The organism is Kitasatospora sp. NBC_01560, assembly GCF_045208415.1.
Lineage (GTDB): Bacteria > Actinomycetota > Actinomycetes > Streptomycetales > Streptomycetaceae > Kitasatospora.
Genome location: NZ_CP109364.1, coordinates 7,342,439 through 7,362,153 on the forward strand (window position 1 = coordinate 7,342,439; position 19,715 = coordinate 7,362,153).

Annotated in this window: 17 protein-coding genes; 15 read left to right on the plus strand and 2 right to left on the minus strand. The window is 75.1% G+C overall.

What is annotated here, in order from left to right; translation table 11 throughout:
- The first annotated feature begins 334 nt into the window (after positions 1–334).
- Entirely contained in the window at positions 335–3,448 is a 3,114-nt protein-coding gene (locus OH807_RS31680) for an AAA family ATPase (protein WP_406205819.1), read from the plus strand.
- Positions 3,449–3,570: 122 nt separating this feature from the next.
- Positions 3,571–3,783, plus strand: coding sequence for a DUF5988 family protein (locus tag OH807_RS31685; RefSeq protein WP_406205822.1), 213 nt, complete (start codon positions 3,571–3,573; stop codon positions 3,781–3,783).
- Positions 3,784–4,138: 355 nt separating this feature from the next.
- Here the strand turns inward: OH807_RS31685 and OH807_RS31690 are convergent, their stop codons facing one another.
- On the minus strand, positions 4,139–5,176 hold the full coding sequence (locus OH807_RS31690; RefSeq protein WP_406205825.1) for a LuxR C-terminal-related transcriptional regulator: 1,038 nt from the start codon (positions 5,174–5,176) through the stop codon (positions 4,139–4,141).
- A gap of 331 nt (positions 5,177–5,507) precedes the next feature.
- On the opposite strand from OH807_RS31690, the gene OH807_RS31695 reads away from it, so the two are divergent.
- From OH807_RS31695 to ccrA, 12 genes are all read left to right on the plus strand, one after another.
- Positions 5,508–5,660 carry a hypothetical protein gene (locus OH807_RS31695; RefSeq protein WP_406205828.1) on the plus strand — a complete coding sequence of 51 codons (153 nt, stop codon included), beginning with the start codon at positions 5,508–5,510 and terminating at the stop codon, positions 5,658–5,660.
- A gap of 117 nt (positions 5,661–5,777) precedes the next feature.
- Positions 5,778–7,127 carry a lysine N(6)-hydroxylase/L-ornithine N(5)-oxygenase family protein gene (locus OH807_RS31700; RefSeq protein WP_406205831.1) on the plus strand — a complete coding sequence of 450 codons (1,350 nt, stop codon included), beginning with the start codon at positions 5,778–5,780 and terminating at the stop codon, positions 7,125–7,127.
- Positions 7,124–7,543 carry a methylmalonyl-CoA epimerase gene (gene mce, locus OH807_RS31705; protein WP_406205834.1) on the plus strand — a complete coding sequence of 140 codons (420 nt, stop codon included), beginning with the start codon at positions 7,124–7,126 and terminating at the stop codon, positions 7,541–7,543. The genes OH807_RS31700 and mce overlap by 4 nt, the downstream gene beginning before the upstream one ends.
- A 78-nt stretch (positions 7,544–7,621) precedes the next feature.
- Positions 7,622–8,284, plus strand: a complete 663-nt coding sequence (locus OH807_RS31710; RefSeq protein ID WP_406205837.1) for an FMN-binding negative transcriptional regulator — start codon at positions 7,622–7,624, stop codon at positions 8,282–8,284.
- Positions 8,285–8,301: 17 nt separating this feature from the next.
- On the plus strand, positions 8,302–9,246 hold the full coding sequence (locus OH807_RS31715; RefSeq protein WP_406205839.1) for a helix-turn-helix domain-containing protein: 945 nt from the start codon (positions 8,302–8,304) through the stop codon (positions 9,244–9,246).
- Positions 9,247–9,262: 16 nt separating this feature from the next.
- A complete protein-coding gene (locus tag OH807_RS31720) occupies positions 9,263–10,993 on the plus strand; it encodes an acyl-CoA dehydrogenase family protein (protein ID WP_406205841.1) in 1,731 nt (576 codons plus the stop codon).
- Entirely contained in the window at positions 10,990–12,312 is a 1,323-nt protein-coding gene (locus OH807_RS31725; protein WP_406205844.1) for a condensation domain-containing protein, read from the plus strand. Before OH807_RS31720 ends, OH807_RS31725 begins: the two co-directional genes overlap by 4 nt.
- 71 nt (positions 12,313–12,383) lie before the next feature.
- Positions 12,384–12,629, plus strand: coding sequence for an acyl carrier protein (locus OH807_RS31730; RefSeq protein ID WP_406205847.1), 246 nt, complete (start codon positions 12,384–12,386; stop codon positions 12,627–12,629).
- Positions 12,626–14,230 carry an AMP-binding protein gene (locus OH807_RS31735; RefSeq protein ID WP_406205850.1) on the plus strand — a complete coding sequence of 535 codons (1,605 nt, stop codon included), beginning with the start codon at positions 12,626–12,628 and terminating at the stop codon, positions 14,228–14,230. Before OH807_RS31730 ends, OH807_RS31735 begins: the two co-directional genes overlap by 4 nt.
- On the plus strand, positions 14,227–16,458 hold the full coding sequence (locus tag OH807_RS31740; RefSeq protein ID WP_406205853.1) for a condensation domain-containing protein: 2,232 nt from the start codon (positions 14,227–14,229) through the stop codon (positions 16,456–16,458). The genes OH807_RS31735 and OH807_RS31740 overlap by 4 nt, the downstream gene beginning before the upstream one ends.
- On the plus strand, positions 16,455–16,781 hold the full coding sequence (locus OH807_RS31745; RefSeq protein ID WP_406205856.1) for an AMP-binding enzyme: 327 nt from the start codon (positions 16,455–16,457) through the stop codon (positions 16,779–16,781). The genes OH807_RS31740 and OH807_RS31745 overlap by 4 nt, the downstream gene beginning before the upstream one ends.
- A complete protein-coding gene (ccrA, locus tag OH807_RS31750; RefSeq protein WP_406205859.1) occupies positions 16,778–18,106 on the plus strand; it encodes a crotonyl-CoA carboxylase/reductase in 1,329 nt (442 codons plus the stop codon). Before OH807_RS31745 ends, ccrA begins: the two co-directional genes overlap by 4 nt.
- 42 nt (positions 18,107–18,148) lie before the next feature.
- On the opposite strand, the gene def is transcribed toward ccrA, so the two are convergent.
- Positions 18,149–18,829 carry a peptide deformylase gene (gene def, locus OH807_RS31755; RefSeq protein WP_406205862.1) on the minus strand — a complete coding sequence of 227 codons (681 nt, stop codon included), beginning with the start codon at positions 18,827–18,829 and terminating at the stop codon, positions 18,149–18,151.
- Between the two features lie 146 nt (positions 18,830–18,975).
- Between def and OH807_RS31760 the strand changes: the two genes are divergently transcribed.
- A complete protein-coding gene (locus tag OH807_RS31760; RefSeq protein WP_406205865.1) occupies positions 18,976–19,608 on the plus strand; it encodes an ArsR/SmtB family transcription factor in 633 nt (210 codons plus the stop codon).
- The last annotated feature ends 107 nt before the right edge of the window (positions 19,609–19,715 follow it).

Here is a 19,715-nt window from a genome sequence, read left to right on the forward strand (position 1 = left end):
CCGAAATCGCCGCCTATGGTTAATGAACTCGTTTGCGGAGTCGGTGGATTCGCGCGCCGGATGCATGGCAGAATCACCACGGCTCCCGGGATTGTTCCGTTCCGGTGCGGATGCTGGTCGGGGCGGGGTTCCGGTCCGAATGCTGCCCGGACGCACGAATGGGAAAGTTCCCGAACGGACGGCTGGTGGACCGCAGTTGAACCAACGGTGTTCCGGCGAATTTCGGCAGTGTTGCCGCGGCGACTTCCACGCGTATGTATTCGGTAAAGTGCGAGTCAAATGTCAAATAATGCTGTCACACATGCTATTCGGGGGATGGTAGCTGATGTGGTTGGTGGAAAGAGACAGAGAACTCGGCGAACTCGGCCGGCTGCTCGACGAAACACTGCGCGGGACGGGCGGACTCGCCATCGTCACCGGGCCGGTGGCGAGCGGCAGGACGGCACTCCTACGGGTTCTCGGTGACCGAACCGTGGCGGCCGGCGGCACCTTTCTCGGTGCCACCGGCTCCCAGGCCGAACAGGCGCTGCCACTGGGCCTGGTCAGCCACCTGCTGTACGGCGCGGGACGCGCCACCGACGGCCCGTGCGGGCTGCAGCCCACCCTGGACGGCATCCTCGCCGCCCTGCACCGCGACCGCCAGGGCGGCGAGCCCGGCCGCCCCGCCGCCGGCGAGCTGCTCGACGCCGGCAGCTGCGGCGGCGAGGTGCCGGGGATCGCCCCGGAGGCCCTGCACCGGCTCTGCAAGGTCTTCTTCGACCTCGCCGCCGACGGTCCGGTGGTCATCGCCGTCGACGACGCCCACCAGGCCGACTTCCCGTCCATGCTGGTCCTGCTCTACCTCGCCCGCCGGCTGCGCACCGTCCCGATCCTGCTGGTGCTCACCCAGTCCAGCCGGCCCCACCTGCGGCACGCGCTGCTGCAGACCGAGTTCCTGAACCAGCCGGGCTGCACCGCGATCCGCCTCGGCCCGCTCAGTCCCGGCGGGGTGGAGACCCTGCTGGCCGGCCGGCTGGGGCCGGTCGCCGGCGCCGCCCTGGCCGCCGAGTGCCACCGGATCAGCGGCGGCAGCCCGTTACTGGTCCAGGCGCTCGCCGACGACCACCGGGCGGCCGCCGCCGCACCGGACCGGCTGGTGCTCGGCGACGCCTTCGCCCGGGCGCTCGACACCTTCCTCTTCCACTCCGAGCGGGCGACCCGCGTCGTCGCGCGCGGCCTGGCCGTGCTCGGCGCCGACATCGGCACCGCGGTGCTGGCCGACGTCCTCGACCTCGGCGCCGAGGCCACGGCGGACGCCCTGGACACCCTGGAGGCGGTCGGACTGCTGCGCGACGGCCGCTACCGGCACGACGGCGTCCGCGCCGCCGTCCTGCGCGGCATGCCGCCGGACCGCTCGGCCGCCCTGCACGCCCGGGCGGCCGAGGCGCTGCACCACCTCGGCGCACCCCTGGAACGCATCGCCCGCCACCTGGTGGCCGCCGAGCGGCCCACCGCCCCCTGGGCCGCGGACGTGCTGCGCCGGGCCGCCGAGGAGGCGCTGCGGGCGGACGAGGTGACCCTCGCCGTCGACTGCCTGCGCGGCGCCCTGGAGCTGTGCCGCGAACCCCAGGAGCGCGCCGAGGTGCAGGCCGCGCTGCTGCGCACCGAATGGCGGGTCAACCCGGGCGCGGCCGCCCGCCACCTGACCGACCTGTGCGCGGCCGCCCGGGAGGACCGGCTCGACTGCCGTGACCTGTCCGCACTGGTGAGCCAGCTCCTCTGGCACGGCCGGCTGGACGAGGCCGCCGAGATCCTCGACACCATCGCCCGCCACCTCGCCGCGGTCGGCCTCACCCCGGACCGGAACAAGCTGACGGTCTGCCTGATGATCTCCCAGGCCTACCCGGAGTTGTCCGACCGGCTGCTGCCCTCCGGGATGCGGGCCGACCCGATCGACCCCGAGCTCGGCTCCGGCCTCCAGGTCCGCGCGGCGGGCTCGCTGGCCGGCGTGCTGGCCGGGCACGGCGGCTCCGACGCGGTGGAGACCGCCGAGGCCGTGCTGGAGGGCTCCCGGCTGGACGACGACACCCTGAGCGCGATCATCGTCGCGCTGGTCGTGCTGATCCTCGCCGACCAGTGCGAGCGGGCCGCCTTCTGGTGCGGACAGCTCGCGGCGGAGGCCGCCAGCCGCAACGCCCCGATGTGGACGGCGCTGCTCACCGCCCTCCAGTCGCTCACCCACCTGCGCCGCGGCGAGCTGCCGGCCGCCGAGCGGTGCGCCCGGGAGGCGCTCGCCCTGGTGCCGGTCGAGAGCTGGGGCGCGGCCGTCGGACTCCCGCTGGCCGTGGGGCTGTTGGCCACCACGGCCACCCGGCCCGCCGAGGCGCTCTGCTTCCTGGCCGTCCCGGTGCCCGACATCGTCTTCCGCACCCCCTGCGGCCTGCTCTACCTGCTCGCCCGCGGGCGCCACCACCTGGCCAACAACCGGGTGCAGGCGGCGCTCAGCGACTTCCTGTGCTGCGGCGAGCTGATGGAGAAGTTCGGCCTCGACGCGGCCAATCTGGTGGCCTGGCGGATCGAGGCCGCCGCCGCGTACCTGCGGCTGGGCCGCGAGGAGGAGGCCCGCCAGCTGCTGGACGAGCAGCTGGCCGGCGCGGGCCGCCACGACCACCGCACCCACGGGCGGGTGCTGGCGCTGCTCGCCGCCGCCGCGGCCGACCTCGGCGAACGGGCCCGGCTGCTGGCCAAGGCGCTCGACCACTTCCAGGCCGCCGGCGACCGCTACGAGCAGATGGTGGCGGCGACGGAGCTCAGCCGCACCTACGCCCGGCTGGGTGTCGACGCACTGGCCCGGGCGGAGGAGGACCGCGCGCACCGGCTGGCCCAGCTGTGCGGGCTGGCCGAACCGGTCGGCGGCAGCGCGGGCCCGGCCGAGCCCGTCTGCGCGGTCGCCGGCACGGTGCCACGGGCCGGTGGCGCCCCCGGTGCCGGGGCGGCCGTCCCCACCGGCGCGTCCTTCGCCACCGGGGCGGGACCGGGCCACGGGGCGGGTTCGCGGACCGGGCCGGGTGCCGGGGCCGGCCAGGTGTCCGGGGACGGCGGCCGGGAGCCGGTGGTGGCCGGCGCGCTGCTCACGACCAGGAGCGCGCACGTGGCCGTCGGCCCGCCGGCGGGCCGGCCGGCCGAGCTGCTGCCCGGTGCCCGGATGCCCCGGTCGGCCGGGCGCCGGCCCCTCGCGGTGGTGCCCGCCCCACGGGCCCCGCAGCCGCTGCCGGTCGGCGAGCTGAGCCGGGCCGAACTCCGGGTGGTCGCGCTGGCCGCCCGCGGCCACACGAACCGTCAGATCGCCCACAAGCTCTTCATCACCGTCAGCACCGTGGAGCAGCACCTGACCCGGGCCTACCGCAAGCTGCGGGTGAACCGGCGGGCCGACCTGCCGGCCCACCTCCTGCCCGACGCCACCGGCTGAATCCGGAACCCCTAACCGACCCGGCAAAGGCCCGGGTAGGGGTTATCCGGCCGCAGGGCGCTGCGTAGGTTCGGGGCTCAGGTCAGGTATCGCTGGCGAAGCCACCCCCGGGAGGTATCACGATGACGGAGCCGAAGGCGAACATCCTGCTGGAGGGCGGCGCGGCGGGGTCGCGGTTCGCGCGCGTGCACGAGGCCGACCCCCGCGAGAGCGTGGTCAAGGTCCTCGCCGGCAACCGGTACGAGCACTTCCGGCGGACCGGCCGGACGGCCGTCCACGAGGGCATCGCGCTGGACGTCTTCGAGTGGAGCGGCAGCACCTTCGTCGCCGAGTGACGTCGAGTGACGCCGGGCGGTGCCGGGTGATGTCGGGTGATGTCGGGCGGTGCCGAGTGACGCGGGTGACGCCGAGTGGCCGACGCCCCGCGGCCGCAACGCCCTGCGGCGCCGGGTGAGCCGGTGGCCTGCCGTGCCGTCCTGGCGCCGGCCCGGCGGTGTCCTGCCGGGCCGGCGCGGCAGGACGACACGGCAGGCCACCCGCCCTGCGCCGGGGGAGGTCGTTCCTGCGGGCACGGTGAACCGTGCGCCGGTGCTGCTGCGTTCCTACTGGTGGAGGAGAGGAGCCGGGGGTATGGCAGCCGTGGTGGCGCTGGTGGTACCCCGGTCCTCCCCGTCGGGTGCGACGGCGGTGTCAGCCGGCCTTGGCGTGGGCCAGGGCGGGCTCCCTGAGCGGCGGCCAGGCGACGATCTGGTCGAGCAGGCCGGCCCGGTGGATCAGGTAGCCGGCGTGGAAGCGGTTCCTGGCGCCGAGGGTGACCATGATCTCCGACACGTGGCGCTGGCAGGTCCGCAGGGAGATGCCGAGGCGACGGGCGATGACCTTGTCCTCCAGGCCTTCGGTGAGAAGGCGGACGATGGTGGCCTTGGTGGCGTCGGGGGCCCAGGACACCACGCTGGGCCCGGAGTCGACGAGGAACGGCCTGGCGTAGCTCCAGATGTGCTCGAAGGCGTCCACGGTGAACTTGATGAGGCTCCGGTCGCGGACCAGGACGAAGCCGTCGGGCTTGTCGGCCAGCTCGATGACGGCCGTCTCGTTGTCGAAGACGAGGAGCCGGCCGAAGTAGTCACTGACCGTGCGGACCTCGGCCCCGCGGCTGCTGACCCGTTCCACGTAGGAGATGGTCGGCAGGCTGTACTGGGCGGTGTGCTGGTACAGGGTCCGGATGCGGACGCCGCGGTTGAGCAGCATCTCGGTGGTGGCGAGCGACTGTTCGATACAGGTCTCGGGATGTGCCCCGCCGGGTTGGCAGATGATCAGCTCGGAGGTGACCGAGGCCACAAGCTGTCTGATGGTGAGTCGAATGTCTTCCTTGGTGTCCAGCTGCTCGACGGCGTGCTGTTCCAGCCGTCTCCGCTCGCTCGCCTCGAAGATCTCGCGCAGCGAGTCGAAGTCCGTCCGGACCTGGTCCACCTCCTGCTGTCTCGCCAGGAGGTCCCGGATGGTGTGGTCGAGCAGTTTGGCCTTGGCACTGTCCGGTGAGACAGCGGTGAATCTGATCGGATCCTCGAACAGGCGGCTGACCAGTCTGAGCCGGCTGAGCCGGTCGATCGCGTCCGCGACCTGTTCGAAGCCGAGTCCCGTGTCGGCGCAGATCTGCGCCAGTCCCGAGGTGCTGCTCTCCGCGATGTGGTGGTAGACCGCCGCATCGACATCCGTGAGCGCCGGCACCCCAATGACATCGTAAAAGTCCGGATTGGACATACTTTCTGATCCCCTCGCATCCCCGTCATGCGCGAGGTCGATCCTCCATGAACATGCCCTGGTCTGCAAGCTCCCGGCAGGATGGCCACGAGGGGCGCTGCTGATCACCGGCAGGCTTCTGATCGGGGGATACGGCCGGACCGGGCCGGCCGGACCCGTCCTGTGACGGGCGGACGGCCGGTTCCCGGGTGCTGCGCCGCTGCCGTCGGTCGTGCCACCGGTTCGTGTGCGCCCCCTCCCGACGCTCCTTGTGGCGTTCGTGGACCGACCGACCCGTTCACCGTTGAGGAGCCCCGCTGTGACACCCGCTGCTGCCCGGCCGCCCGTCGTGGGGCTGCCGGCCGCCCCGGCCCGGCACGGCGCCGGCGCGGTGGGCCGGACGGCCGCCGCCGCGCCGCCGGCACGGCGGCAGTGCGCCCGCGGCGTGCCCCGGCGGACCACCGACCACTGACCGACGCAACGTCAGGGCCCGCCTGCGGCAGGGCCGTTGCCGGCATGCCCGGCGGGCGGAACAGACATTCGTGCGGCTGGAGCATGCGCACTGGGCAACGAAACGAGGGATGGATCAATGGCAGTCCGGTCGATGGGCGAGCACACGGTGACCGACGTGGTGGGGATCGGGTTCGGCCCCGCCAACCTCGCCCTGGCGGTGGCGCTGCGGGAGCAGGCCGCCGGTGCGGGTCAGGGCGGTGCGGGTGAGGGCGGGGCGGTGCGGGCCCGCTTCGTCGAGAAGCAGCCGCAGTTCGGCTGGCACCGGGGCATGCTGATCGAGGGCGCCACGATGCAGGTGTCGTTCCTCAAGGACCTGGCCACGGTGCGCAACCCGACCAGCTCCTTCGGGTACCTCTCCTACCTCCAGGCCAAGGGCCGGCTGCTCGACTTCATCAACAACAAGAACTTCTTCCCGCTCCGGGTGGAGTACCACGACTACCTGGACTGGGCCGCGGCGCAGTTCACCGACGAGGTGGACTACGGCTCCGAGGTCGAGGAGATCAGGCCCGTCACCGACGAGCGGGGCGTCACCGAGCTCCTCGACGTGGTGGTGCGCCGGGGCGGCGAGCTGATCACCCTGCGGACCCGCAACGTGGTGGTCGCCACCGGTCTGAGCCCGGTCCTCCCGCCGGGCGCGGTCAACGCCGAGCGGACTTGGCACAGCAGCGAACTGCTGCGCCGCACCGAGCAGTTGGACGCGATGGACCCGAAGCGGCTGGTGGTGGTGGGGGCCGGCCAGAGCGCCGCCGAAGTGGTGGCCCACCTGCACGACCGGTACCCCCGGGCCGAGGTGCACGCCGTGCTGACCAGGTACGGCTACAGCGTCGCCGACGACAGCGCCTTCGCCAACCGGATCTTCGACCCGGCGGCGGTGGACCACTACTTCGAGGCCTCCGAGGAGGTCAAGCGCAAGCTCCTCGGCTACCACGCCAACACCAACTACTCGGTGGTCGACCTGGACCTCATCCAGGACCTCTACCAGCGCTCGTACCTGGAGGACGTGACGGGCCGCCGGCGCCTGCACATCCGCAACATCTCCCGCCTGCTGGACGTCGCGACGACCGACGACGGCGTCTCGGCCCGGATCGAGTACCTGCCGACCGGCGAGATCGCCACCCTCGACGCCGACGCCGTCGTCTACGCCACCGGCTACCGGCCGAGCGACCCGGTGGACCTGCTCGGCGACCTCGCCGCCTCGTGCAAGCGGGACGACCGGGGGCTGCTCCAGGTCGGCCGGGACTACCGGGTGGTGACGGAGGAGAGCCTCCGGGCGGGCATCTACCTCCAGGGCCCGACCGAGCACAGCCACGGCATCTCCTCCGGCCTGCTGTCGAACATCGGCGTCCGGGCCGGCGAGATCGCCGACACCATCGCCCTCGGCCTGTCCGGCACCCGGACGGCCGCGGCGACGGGGCACGCCCGATGATCGGCCGGATCGACCACATCGGCATCGTCTGCCGGGACGTCGACGAGGCGGTCGAGTTCTACCGCGCCACCTACGGCTTCGAGCTCACCCACGTCGAGGTCATCGAGAGCCAGGGCGTCCGCGAGGCGATGCTGCGGGTGGGCGCCACCGGTGACGGCGCCGCGTCGTACATCCAGCTGCTGGAGCCGGTCCGCGCGGACTCGGCGGTCTCCGCCTGGCTGGAGCGGCACGGGCCGGGCGTCCACCACATCGCCTTCGGCACGGACGACGTGGACGCCGAGTCCGAGCGGCTCAAGGCCCGCGGCATCCGGCCGATCTTCGACCCGCCCGGCACCGGCTCGCGCGGCACGAAGGTGACCTTCCTGCACCCCCGGGACTGCCTCGGGGTGCTGACCGAGCTCGTCACCCTGCCCTGAGCCGCCGGGGCCCACCGCCCCGAGCCCCCACGGGCCGTCAGAACGCCCCACCGAACCCCCCACGATTGGAAAGACCTGATGTTCGTTCCCGACCTCTACCGGGCGGACGGCGAAGCCTGGCCGCGCCGGATCATGCTCGACCACCCGCTCGCCACCCTGACCAGCAACGGCGAGGCCGCCCCGTTCGCCACCCACGTCCCCTCGCTGCTGCCGCCGGGCACGCCCGAGGACGCGCCGCTGGCCGGCCTCTCCCTGATCGGCCACATGACCAGGGCGAACCCGCACTGGCAGGCCCTCACCGACGGCACCCGCGCCCGGATGATGTTCGACGGCCCGTACGGCTACGTCACGCCGACCGTCTACCGCACCGACCCGGCCGCCCCGACCTGGGACTTCACCTCCGTCCACGTCCAGGGCAGGCTGCGCCTCGTCCAGGACCAGGAGGAGACGCTGCAGATCGTCCGCTGGACGGTGGAGACCCTGGAGGAGCGGTTCGGCGACAAGTGGGACGCCGGCACCTCGCTGGACTACTTCCGCAGCATCCTCCCCGGGGTCGGCGCGTTCTACCTGGAGATCGAGTCGGTGGACGCCATGTTCAAGCTCAGCCAGGAGAAGTCGGCCGAGGTCCAGGAGCGGGTGATCCGGCGCTTCGAGGAGGACGGCGGCAACTCCTACGGCCGGCTCGCCCAGGTCATGCGCGAGTTCGGGCTCGGCGAGACCGCCGGCCCGGCCTCCTCCTGATCGGCGGGGCCCGGGGCATGCGAGACAACGACGGCCGGAAGATCGACCGGCACACGCTGGAAGCGATCCGGCTGCGTGCCGTCCAGCAGGTGGAGAGCGGGGTCCGGGCCGAGGACGTGGCCGCCGCGCTCGGGTTCTCCCGGGCCGCGGTGTTCGCCTGGGTGGCCAAGTACCGCTCCGAGGGCGAGCAGGCGCTGCACCGGCGCCCGGCCCCGGGCCGGGCGCCGATCCTGACGCCCGGCCGGCTCGGCGAACTGGCCGCGATGGTCATCGGCCGCGAGCCGAGGCAGTACGGGCTGGACGGCGCGCTGTGGACGAGGGAGACCGTCGGCCGGCTCGCCGCCGACGTCCTCGGGGCGCAGCTGTCCGCGGCGGCCCTGGGCCGCGCGCTGGACCGGATCGGCCTCGCCCCCCGGCACCCGCTGCAGCAGGCCCCGGACGCCGACGCCGACTGGCTCGCCGACTGGCGCCGCGACCGGCTCCCGGAGCTGCGGGCCGAGGCGGCGCAGCACGGCGGGGCGCTCTACCTCGCGGGCTCCGCCGCCGTCCCCGGCACCGAGCCGGTCACCCTGATCTCCACCGTGACCGGGCGCGGCGGGCTGCGCTTCGCCGCGCTGCCCGGTGCCCCCGGGGCCGGGCACGCCGAGGAGTTCTGCGCCCAGCTGCTGAGCGACGCCGGCGGCCCGGTGGTCCTGGTCGTGCACGGCGGCCTGGGCCGGCACTTCCCGCGGCAGGCCGGCCCCGGCCACGGCGGCCTGCTGCGGGTGGTCACCACCCGCCCGTACGGCGAGCCGGAGCCGTGCCTGGTGAACGGCCGCGGCGCCGCCGCGCGCCGGCGCCGGCGGCCCGGTGCCGTCCTCGCCCCCGGCCTGCCCACCACCCGCTTCACCCGCTGCCAGGCGGCGAACCGCCCCCTCCTCGCTGCTGAGGGCGGCCGCCGTCAGCAGCAACCGAACCTCTAGCCCGGAGCCCACGCCGATGACCGAGCCCGCCCGTAACCCGATGAGCGTCCCCGGCCTGCCCAGCCTGTTCGAGGACCTGGTCCGCGGCACCCTGCGCCAGGACCTGCTCCACCCCTGGCCGCAGGAGGACGCGCACGGCCGCAGCGACAGCGAGCGGACCGCCGCCGCGCTGCGCGAACTCCTCGACGACCTCGGCGACCCGCAGACCGTCGAGGAGACGGGTGCGCTGCCGGACGGGCTGGTCGACCGGCTGCGGGCGGCCGGGCTGCTCCACCTCGCGGTCGCCACCGAGCACGGCGGGGCCGGCCTGTCGCCCCGCGGCGTGCTGCGGGTGATCGAGGCGGCGGCCGGCTGGTCCCCGGCGGCGGGCCTGCTGCTCGCCTTCCACAACGGCCTGGGCGTGCCCGCCTACCTCCCCGCGCTCGCGGAGGGGCCGCTGCTGGACCGGCTGCGCGCGGCGATCGCCGACGGCGTGCTCACCGGGGCCGCGGACACCGAGCCCGCCGGGGCCGCCAACGCGGGGCGCCAGGTGACGGCCACGCCGGTCGAGGACGGCGCCGCCTACCTGCTGAACGGCCGCAAGATCTTCATCGGGAACGGGCCGACCGCCGGCCTGCTCACCGTCACGGCCACCGTGGACGGGCCGGACGGCAAGCGGATCCGGCAGTTCTTCGTCGACACCGCCACGCCCGGGTTCAGCGTCGCCGCGACCCACTCCTACATGGGGCTGCGCGGCATGCCCAGCGGGCTGCTCGTCCTGGAGGACGTCCGCGTCCCCGCCGAGCTGGTCCTCGCCGAGGAGCAGCCGGGCGTCTGGCGGACGCCGTACCGCAGCTACCCGCTCGCCGGCGGGCGGCTGCAGATCATCGCGGCACCGTCCGCCGCGATCGTCCGGCAGTGCCTGGAGCACTCCCGCGACTTCGTCGGGCGGCGCACGGTGAACGGGCGCCCGCTGGCGGAGTACGACGAGATCCGGCGGGTCGTCGCGAGCAGCCTGGCCGAGCTCTACGCGCTGGAGAGCATCGTCGAGTGGAGCACTCTCGCCGACGCCGGCGGCCGTCCGCTCAACCTGGTCTTCGACCGGTTCGCGGCCAAGAACATCACCTCGCTGCTGGCCTGGCGGACGGTGGAGCGCACCATGACGCTGCTGGCCGGCGAGGGCTACGAGACCGCGGGCAGCAAGGCCGACCGCAAGGCGGCGGCCCTCCCGCTGGAGCGGCTGTACCGCGACGCCCGCGGCCTGCGGGTGGCCGGCGGCGTGGAGTCGCTGCTGCAGGGCCGGCTCGCGCTGATCGCCCTCAGCTACTTCCCCACCGGGCAGGCGGAGCCCGCGGCGGCGGCGCAGGCCCCGACGGGCCTCTCCGAGCGCAACCGGGCGCACTGGCGGGCCGTGGCCGAGGGCGCCCTCGCCCTCGCCCGTACCTGCGCCGGGCTGGTCGAGCAGTGGCCGGACCGCCGGGAGCTGGCTGCCCAGGACCGGCTGCTCGTCGAACTCGGCCGGACCATCGAGGAGTTGCTCACCATGAGCCTGGTGCTCGCCCGCGCGGCCGGCCGCCCGGCCCAGGACGGCCGGAGCGCCGGGGGCCACGAGGACGACCAGGCCCTCGCCGACGTGTTCTGCACCGAGGCGCGGCACCGGGTGGCGGACGCGCAGCGCCGGCTCGCCGCCCTGACCGCGGGCACCGAGCCGGACGGCGCCGCCCTGGCGGCGGGCTGGCTCGCGCCGCTCCCGGGCGGCGCGGCTTGAGCGCGGCCGGCCCGGCCGTCTCCGCGGAGCTCAGCAGCGCGCAGCAGCGGATGTGGTTCAGCGAGCAGCTCGCCCCGGGCAACCGCGGCTACCTGATCCAGCGCGCCCTCCGGCTGACGGGCGAGCTGGACGTGCCCGCGCTGCGCCGGGCGCTCGCCCGGGTGGTGGAGCGGCACGAGAGCCTGCGGACCACCTACCGGCAGACCGGGAGCGGCGTCCGGCAGGAGGTGCACCCGGCCGGCCCGGACGTCCTCGACCTGCGCGCACCGGTGGCCGCGGCCACCGGCCCGGAGCAGGACGAGGCGATCCGGACGCTGGTCGAGCAGGCCCGGGGCCGGCGGTTCGACCTGGCCGCCGGGCCGCTGCTGCGGGTGGAGCTCGCCCCGCTCGGGGCCGGCGAGCACCTGCTGCTGCTCACCATCCACCACATCGCCTTCGACGGCTGGTCGATGGGTGTGTTCTTCCGCGAACTCGCCGCCTGCTACGGCGCGTTCGCGGCCGGGGCGGAGCCCGCGCTGGAGCCCGCGCCGGGCTTCCTGGCCCATCTGGAGCAGGCCGCGTCCCGGCCGGAGCCCGCGGAGGCCGCCGGTTACTGGCGGCGGACGCTGGCGGGCGCCCCGGCCGACTCCGGCCTGCCGCTGGACTTCCCCCCGGGCCGGCAGAGCACCGGCCGCGCCCACCTCGCGCGGTTCGACCTCTCCGAGCCGGTGCGCCGGCGGCTGGCCGGCCTCGGCCGGGCCCACCGCTGCACGCCGTTCGTCACGGCGCTGGCGCTCTACGCGGGCATGCTCTGCCGGTGCGCGGGCACCGAGGAGATCACCGTCGCGGTGCCGACCGCTGGCCGCGCCGCCGGGACGGACGCCGCGGGGCTGGTCGGGTTCCTGGTCAACGTCGTCCCGGTGCGCCTGCACTGCACGCCGGACACCAGCCTGGACGACCTGGTCGACGGCACCCGGCAGGCGCTGCTCGGGGCGATGGAGAACCCGCTGCCGTTCGAGCGCGTCGTCGCGCTGAGCGGCGCGGCCCGCCAGGCGCACCGGCCACCGCTGGCCCAGGTCGGCTTCGACCTGCACGGGCCCGCGGAGGTGCCCGGGTTCGACGGTCTGACGGTGGCCGAGTGGCCGATCCCGCCGCTGGTCACCCGGTTCGAGGTGGAGCTCCACCTGGACCACCGGCGCGACCGGTCGTCTGGGCAGCTCCTGCTCTCGGCCGACCTCTTCGAACCGGACGCGGCGGAGGTGCTGGTCGAGGAACTCGTCGCCCTCGCCGAGCACTGGACCAGCACGCCCGGCCTCGCGCTGGGCGACCTCGACGAGTGACGGGCCCCGGCCGGCCCGCCCAGCGGCGGCCGGTCGTCCGCCCGCCCGAACCACCAGAAAGGCAGAACGCAATGACATCGCAGCCCGGCACCGGCCTGGCCGAACTCCTCACCGGCATCTGGGAGGAGGCGCTCGGGATGGGTGACATCGGCCCGGACGAGAACTTCTTCGACCTCGGCGGCGACTCGATGGCGGCGACCACGATCGCCACCCGGATCCAGCGCGAACTCGGCGGCGAGGTGCAGATCAGGATGATCTTCGACCACCCCACCGTCGCCGAGCTGGCCGCCGCCCTGAAGGCCGGGGCCGCGGCATGAGCGACCTCTCCCTCTGGGGCGGCGCCGCCGACCCCCGCTGCCTGCTCGACGCCCTCCTGGAGACGGCCCGCGAGCAGCCCGACGCGATCGCCGTGGTCGACGGCGACCGCACCGTCAGCTACGCCGAACTGGTCGGCTGGGCCCGGGACATCGCCGCGCTGCTGGCCGGGCACGGCGTGACGGCCGAGGACCGGGTGGGCGTGACCGGCCCGCGCGGCGCCGAGGTGGTGGCCGCGATGCTCGGCACCGCCGCCCTGGGCGCCGTCTACGTGCCGCTCGACCCGGAGTACCCCGTCCGCCGGCTGGCCCACATGCTGTCGGACAGCGGCGCGGCGGTGCTCCTGCACACCGGCACCGTGCCGGCGCTGGAGTCCACCGCGGTGCGGGTGCCGATCCCCGGGCCGGAGGGCTCCCGCCCGTACCGGGCCGGCGACGCCTGGCGCCCCGTCGAGTGCCGCCCCGACCTGCCCTTCTACGTCATCTACACCTCGGGCTCCACCGGCTGGCCGAAGGGCGTCGCGATCCCGCACAGCTGCCTGGACAACATGGCCGAGTGGCAGGCCGCCCACTCGCCGCGGCCCGACCTGCGCACCGCCCAGTTCGCCCCGCTCAACTTCGACGTCTCCTTCCAGGAGGTGCTCGGCTCGCTGCGCGGCGGCGGCACCGTGGTGATCGTCCCCGAGCGGCTGCGCCGGGAGCCCGTCCAGCTGCTCGCCTGGCTGATCGAGCACCGGATCGAGCGGCTCTTCCTGCCGTACGTCGCCCTGCAGATGCTGGCCGTCGCGGTCGGCGCCGCGGCGGACGTGACGGGCCTGCGGCTGCGCGAGGTGAACACGGCCGGCGAGCAGGTGGTCTGCACCCAGCAGATCCGCGCCATGTTCGAGCGGCTGCCTGGGGCACGGCTGGTCAACCACTACGGGCAGAGCGAGTCCGCCATGGTGACCTCGCACATCCTGCCGGCCGCGGTCGGCGACTGGCCGACCCTGCCGCCGATCGGTGTGCCGCTGCCGGGCTGCGAGCTGCTCGTCGACCCGGCGGGGCAGGACGAGCCCGGCGTCGGGGAGCTGCTGGTCGCGGGCCTTCCGGTCTCGCTCGGCTACCTGAACCGGCCGGAGCTCAACGAGGAGCGGTTCCGCACCGTCGACCCGACCCCGCAGGGGCACACCCGGGTGTTCCGCACCGGTGACCTCGTCCGGATCCGGGACGGCGTGGTGCAGTTCCTCAACCGGCTGGACAGCGACGTGAAGATCCGGGGCATCCGGGTCAACCTGCTGGAGGTCGACGTCCAGCTGCTCGGCCGCCCCGGCGTCGACGGCGCGGCCTGCGTGGTGGTGGAGAGCGCCTCCGGCGTGCGGAGCCTGCGCGCGGCCGTCACTGCGTCCGCCGACGGCCCGGAACCCGACCTGCCCGCGGCCCTCGCCCACCTGCGCGACGTCCTCCCGGACGTCTCGGTGCCGCTGTCGCTGACGGTGCTGCCCGAGCTGCCCCGCACCCCGAGCGGCAAGACCGACCGGGACGCCGTGGCGCGCCTGATCACCGAGGACATCCGCCGCCGCCGGGCGGCCGGGGCGGCCGGTCGCCCCGGAGGGTCGGCGACGTGAGCCCGGTCACGGGGGACCGGACGGCCGGCCTGCCACCGACCGCCGCCCAGCAGGTGCTGTGGGCGGAGGAGCAGGTGGCCGACCTCGGCAGCAACTCCGGCTACCTCGCCGTCACCCTCACCGGCCGGGTCGCCGAGGGCGAGCTGAGGGCGGCCGCCGAGGCCGTCCTGCACCGCCACGAGCCGCTGCGCACCGTGCTCCGGCTGGTCGACGGCGTGCTCCGGCGGTTCGTCCTCGACGCCGCGGAAGTGCTGCGCTTCCGGACGGTGCCGCTGCCCTGCCCGCCGGGCACGGAGCGGGAGTCGGTGCGCGAGTGGATGGCCTGCCACGAGGCGCCGCGCCGCTGGGACCTCGCCGCGGAGGGGTCGCTGCAGTTCGTCCTGCTCCGGCACGGCGGCGAGCGGCAGACCCTCGCGCTGCCGGCCCACCACGCGGGCTTCGACGGCCGGAGCAAGTTCCTGGTCGCGGCCGACCTCACCCGCTTCCTCACCGCCGTCCGCGCCGGGCAGCCGCTCGACCGCGAGGCGCTGCCCGAGGCGGAGGCCCCCGAGGCCGACGAGCACGTCCGCGCCGAGGCCGTCGCGCACTGGACGGAGGTGCTGGCCGACGTCCGGGAGCCGATGGCGCTGCCCGGCGCCGTGACCGGGCAGCGCGGTCCGGTGGCGGGGACGGAGCTGGTCGAGATGGAGCCGGCCCACGTGGCCGCGCTGCGCGCGCTGGCCGAACGCCAGGGGGTGAGCACGTTCACCACCCTGGTGGCCGCGCTCGGCCTCCAGCTGGCCCGCTACGGCAACCGGCGCTCGCTGCTCGGCATCGCCGCGGACGTCAGCGACGCCCGCACGGCCGGGGTCGCCGGGGCACAGATCAACGTCGTCCCGATGCTGCTGGAGAGCGATCCGGACGCCTCGGGCCAGACCCTGGTCGAGGAGGCCGCACACGCCCTGGAGCGGGTCGGGCGGTTCCGCCGGGTGCCGTTCCAGCGGCTGGTGAAGTCGCTACCGACGGGGGGCGGGGCCCGGCTGCTGAGCCAGGTCGGCGTCTCCTTCCCCCGGCCGCCGCGCGGGCTCAACCCGGCCGTTCCCGGCCTGGTGCTGGACTGGGACTTCTTCACCCCCAACCGCGCCTCGACCTTCGAGCGGACGCTGCAGGTCAGGGCGGACTGGCCGAACTGCCGGGTGCGGCTGGACTACCGGGTGGAGAACACCGGCGCGCGGGAGGCCGCGGCCTTCAACGACCACTTCTGCCGCGCGGTCGAGGCCCTGGTCACCCGCCCGGGCTCGTCCGGCCGCGCGCTGCGCCTGCCGCTGCCGTCCGCCCCGCCCGCGGGCGGGGCGGACGGCGGTGCCGCGCTCACCGGGCTGCTCCGGCGGCTCGCCGCCGACCGGCCCGGCGCCGTCGCCCTGCGCGGCGAGGGGTGGGCGGTCACCTTCGCCGACCTCGCGCCGCGGCTGCTGCCGTCCGGCGCCCCGGCAGCCGGGGAGCAGCGGCCGGAGGAGAAGCAGCCGGGGGAGCAGCGGCCGACGAGGGCGCGGCCGGCCGGCTGCTCGGCCGGCTGCGCGAGGTGCTCGCCGGGCCGCCGGGCGGGCGGGACGCCCTGTGGGCGGCCTCTGCCTCCGCTGCGGCCCCGGCCGGCCCGGACGAGGGCGCGCCGACGGCGGCCCACCTGCCGGCGCCGCTCGCCGTGCTCGCCGTCGAGGCGGTCGCGGCCTGGCGCCGCGGCGCAGCCCTGGAGCTGTTGCCGGACGCCACCGCCCGGCCGGCCGCGCCGGTCGCCCGGCTGTACGGACCGCTCGCCGTCCTGCGGGCCGTCGTCCGGCGGCAGCCCGCCCCGGGCGGGCCCGGGGGCGTGCGCGCGCTCGTCCTCCCGCTCGACGGGCTGCGCCCGGCGGGCGAGCTGCTGGAGTGGCGGGCCCGCGGCGGCCTCCTCCAGGCCCCGTACCTGGCCCCGTACCTGGACGTGGACCAAGTGGCCGGCTGGGCGGAGCTCGGCGCCGGGCCGCTCGACCCGCCGCGGATCACGCCGGTCGCCGGCGTGCCTCTGGAGGTCCGGGGGGAGCACGGCGATCCGCTGCCCGAGGGCGTGGCCGGCCGGATCACCGCGGGCGGCGGCCCGTACGGGCCGTCCGCCGGCGGGCCCGGCGGCACCGGGCTGGGGCGGGTCACGGCCGAGGGGCGGATCGAGTACCTGGGCGCCGACGGCGGGCGGTGGCTGCGTCACCACGGGGTGATCGACGTCCCGCTGGTGGAGCGGGTGCTGCACGGCCTGCCCGGCGTCCACGAGGCGGCGGTGGTGGTGCGGGAGACCAGGCGCGGCCCGTCCGCGGCGGCGGTCGTCGTGCCCGCCGACGCGGCCCGGCCGGTGGACGCGGGCACCGTCCGCGCCGCACTGCGCGCGCGGCTGCCGGGCGAAGACCTCCCCGGCCGGATCGAGATCACCACCCGGTTGCCGGACGAGGACCGGGACGGGTGCGCGCCGCCGCACCCGGCGCTGCCCGCCCCGGCCGGCCCGGCACACATGGCACAGACGGAACGTACTGAGGAGAACGCATGAGGGATGTACTCGCCGAGGCCGTGGTGAACGGCGCGGGCAGAGAAGAGCTCGAAGCCCTGCCGGTGCCCGCGGACTTCACCGCGCTGCACACCCGGATCGAGGACGTCGACATGTTCCGGGGCAGCGGGGAGGACGACAAGGACGTCCGCCGCTCGTTGCACCTGGGCGCGGTGCCGATGCCCGAGCTGGCGCCGGACGAGGTGCTGGTCGCGGTGATGGCCAGCGGCATCAACTACAACACGGTCTGGTCGGCCACCTTCGAGCCGGCGCCGACCTTCGGCTTCCTGCGCCACATGGGCAAGCAGGGCGGCTGGCAGGCCCGGCACGACCAGCCGTTCCACGTGCTCGGCTCGGACGCCGCGGGCGTCGTGGTGCGCGCCGGCAGCGGCGTGCGGCGCTGGAACGTCGGCGACCACGTGGTGGTCGGGACGGCGTACGTGGACGACGAGGACCCGGCGACGCACCACGACGGGATGATGGGCTCCGACCAGCGGGCCTGGGGCTTCGAGACCAACTTCGGCGGCCTTGCCCACTACACCGTCGTCCGGGCCAACCAGCTGCTGCCGAAGCCGGCGGCGCTGAGCTGGGAGGAGGCGGCCGCCAACCCGCTGTGCGCCGGCACCGCCTACCGCATGCTGGTCGGCGAGCGCGGTGCCCGGATCAAGCAGGGCGACGTCGTGCTGATCTGGGGCGCGGCGGGCGGCCTCGGCGCCTACGCCACGCAGTTCGTCCGCAACGGCGGCGGGATCGCGGTCGGCGTCGTCGGCTCGGAGGAGAAGGCCGCGCAGGCCCGGGACCTCGGCTGCCACGCGGTGATCAACCGCCAGGAGATCGGGATGACGGGCAGTGAGCCGGCCGACCCGATGGTGGTCGGCAAGGCGCTCGGCAAGCGGATCCGCCAGGCGGTCGGCGAGGACCCGCACGTGGTCTTCGAGCACGTGGGCCGGGCCACCTTCGGCGTCTCGGTGTTCGTCGCCCGGCGCGGCGGCACCGTGGTCACCTGCGGCTCCAGCACCGGCTACGCGCACGAGTTCGACAACCGCTACCTGTGGATGCGGCTCAAGCGCGTGATCGGCAGCCACGGCGCCAACCTCCAGGAGCAGTGGGAGACCAACCGGCTGATCGCCCAGGGGGCGATCAAGACCGGGCTCTCCGTCACCTACCCGATGGAGGAGGCCAAGGAGGCGGCGCGCCTGGTGCAGCAGAACGGGCACGTGGGCAAGGTCGGCGTGCTCGCCCTGGCCCCCAAGACCGGGCTGGGCGTCACCGACCCGGCGCTGCGCGAGCGGATCGGCGAGCTGAACATCGCACCGCTGCGGAGGTGACCTCGCGGGGCCGGGCCGGGTGCGGCCCGGCCCCGACGGGCATCAGCCGGCGGCCGGGGCGTCCTGGACGCCCATCGCCTCGGCGCGGGCGCGGCGCTCGGCGAAGACGTCCTCCCGCACGACGGCCATCTCCTTGAGCACCGACTGCCGCTGCCGGCGGGAGAGCCGGTCGACGTACAGCATGCCGTTCAGGTGGTCGGTCTCGTGCTGGAGGCAGCGGGCGAAGTAGCCCGCCCCCTCGATGACCAGCGGGTTGCCGTCCTTGTCGAAGCCCCGGACGACGGTGTGCTCCTCGCGGGTCAGGTCGTGCCGGGGGCCGGGCACGGAGAGGCAGCCCTCGCCGGCGTCCAGCAGGTGGCGGCGGCCCGCGGGCTCGTCGATCACCGGGTTCAGGATGTGCCCGACGTGCCGGACGCCGTCGTCGTCGCCGCAGTCCCAGACGAACAGGCGCAGGTCCACGTCGACCTGATTGGCCGCCAGGCCGGCGCCCTCGGCCACGTACATGGTGAGGAACATGTCGTCGATCAGCTGCGACAGCTCGGGCGTGCCGAACTCCTCGGCCGCCTCCTTGCAGGGCCGGTGGAGGATGTCCTCACCGACCACGGTGACGCGCAGCACGCGGCCGCGCTTGGCCTCGGGCGCGTAGTCGGGGTAGCTGTCCACGGGCTGGCCCTGGACGCGAACCCGGAGGTCATCGGGGGTGGCGGGCTGGGGCTTGGGCATGGTCGCGAGAACCTTTCCGGAATGCGGCGGGCGCTCGACCTCGACGCCGTGCGCGCCCGGGAGAAGGGCGGCAGCCGGCGCGGAGACGAAAAGTGGGCCGGCTGGGCCGCTTGACACGTTACTTTGCAAAGGGTGACCCTGGCAATGTGAACCCCAGCCACGCCGCGGGAGACCCGGACGCCGCCGCCCTTCCGCTCGCGGACCACCCGGTGCGCGCCGCCCTGCTCGAACTGCTGGGGCAGGTCGAGGTGCTGACCGCCAACGAGGCCGGCCGGCGGCTGGGCCAGAGCTCCGGCCTCTGCTCGTTCCACCTGCGCCAGCTCGGCCGGGCCGGGCTGATCGAGGAGGTCCCGCAGCAGGGCGGCCGGGCGCGGCCCTGGCGGCTGCGCCGCGGTGCGGCCGGTGCGGCCGGTGCGAGCAGTGCGGGCGGGAGCCCGGCGGGCGCGGCGAACCCGGAGAGCCCCGAGAGCCCGGAGGCCTCGGAGAGCTTCTCCTGCTTCACCCGCGGCCTGGAGGACGAGAGTTACCGGCGCTGGCTGGCCGAGCGCGACCAGGCGCCCGAGGAGTGGCGGCTGGACGACGCGTTCAGTTCGGTGCTCTACCTGACGCCCGGCGAGATCAAGGAGCTCGGCGACAAGGTGCGGCGGCTGCTCGCCCCGTACCAGGCGCGCGAGTGGCTGCCCTCGACGCGGCCGCAGGAGGCCGCGCCGGTGGCCGTGATCAGCAGGATCTTCCCGATCATCCCCTCGGCGCCGGGTGACCGGCCGGCCGGGGAGTAGCGGCCCGGCGCCGACTCCGCAGTCCCCCTCCCGGCCGACGGCACCACGCCGTCGGCCGGTTTGACGCACCCTCAGCGCGGGCCGGCCGTCCGGTCCGACGGGGCGTC

Bases quoted from the DNA above. Each gene is read 5' to 3' on its own strand.
- OH807_RS31710 (WP_406205837.1), top strand. From the start codon at position 7,622: ATGTTCGTTCCCGACCTCTACCGGGCGGACGGCGAAGCCTGGCCGCGC.
- OH807_RS31720 (WP_406205841.1), top strand. From the start codon at position 9,263: ATGACCGAGCCCGCCCGTAACCCGATGAGCGTCCCCGGCCTGCCCAGC.
- OH807_RS31685 (WP_406205822.1), top strand. From the start codon at position 3,571: ATGACGGAGCCGAAGGCGAACATCCTGCTGGAGGGCGGCGCGGCGGGG.
- OH807_RS31715 (WP_406205839.1), top strand. From the start codon at position 8,302: ATGCGAGACAACGACGGCCGGAAGATCGACCGGCACACGCTGGAAGCG.
- OH807_RS31700 (WP_406205831.1), top strand. From the start codon at position 5,778: ATGGCAGTCCGGTCGATGGGCGAGCACACGGTGACCGACGTGGTGGGG.
- ccrA (WP_406205859.1), top strand. From the start codon at position 16,778: ATGAGGGATGTACTCGCCGAGGCCGTGGTGAACGGCGCGGGCAGAGAA.
- def (WP_406205862.1), bottom strand. From the start codon at position 18,829: ATGCCCAAGCCCCAGCCCGCCACCCCCGATGACCTCCGGGTTCGCGTC.
- OH807_RS31735 (WP_406205850.1), top strand. From the start codon at position 12,626: ATGAGCGACCTCTCCCTCTGGGGCGGCGCCGCCGACCCCCGCTGCCTG.
- OH807_RS31730 (WP_406205847.1), top strand. From the start codon at position 12,384: ATGACATCGCAGCCCGGCACCGGCCTGGCCGAACTCCTCACCGGCATC.
- mce (WP_406205834.1), top strand. From the start codon at position 7,124: ATGATCGGCCGGATCGACCACATCGGCATCGTCTGCCGGGACGTCGAC.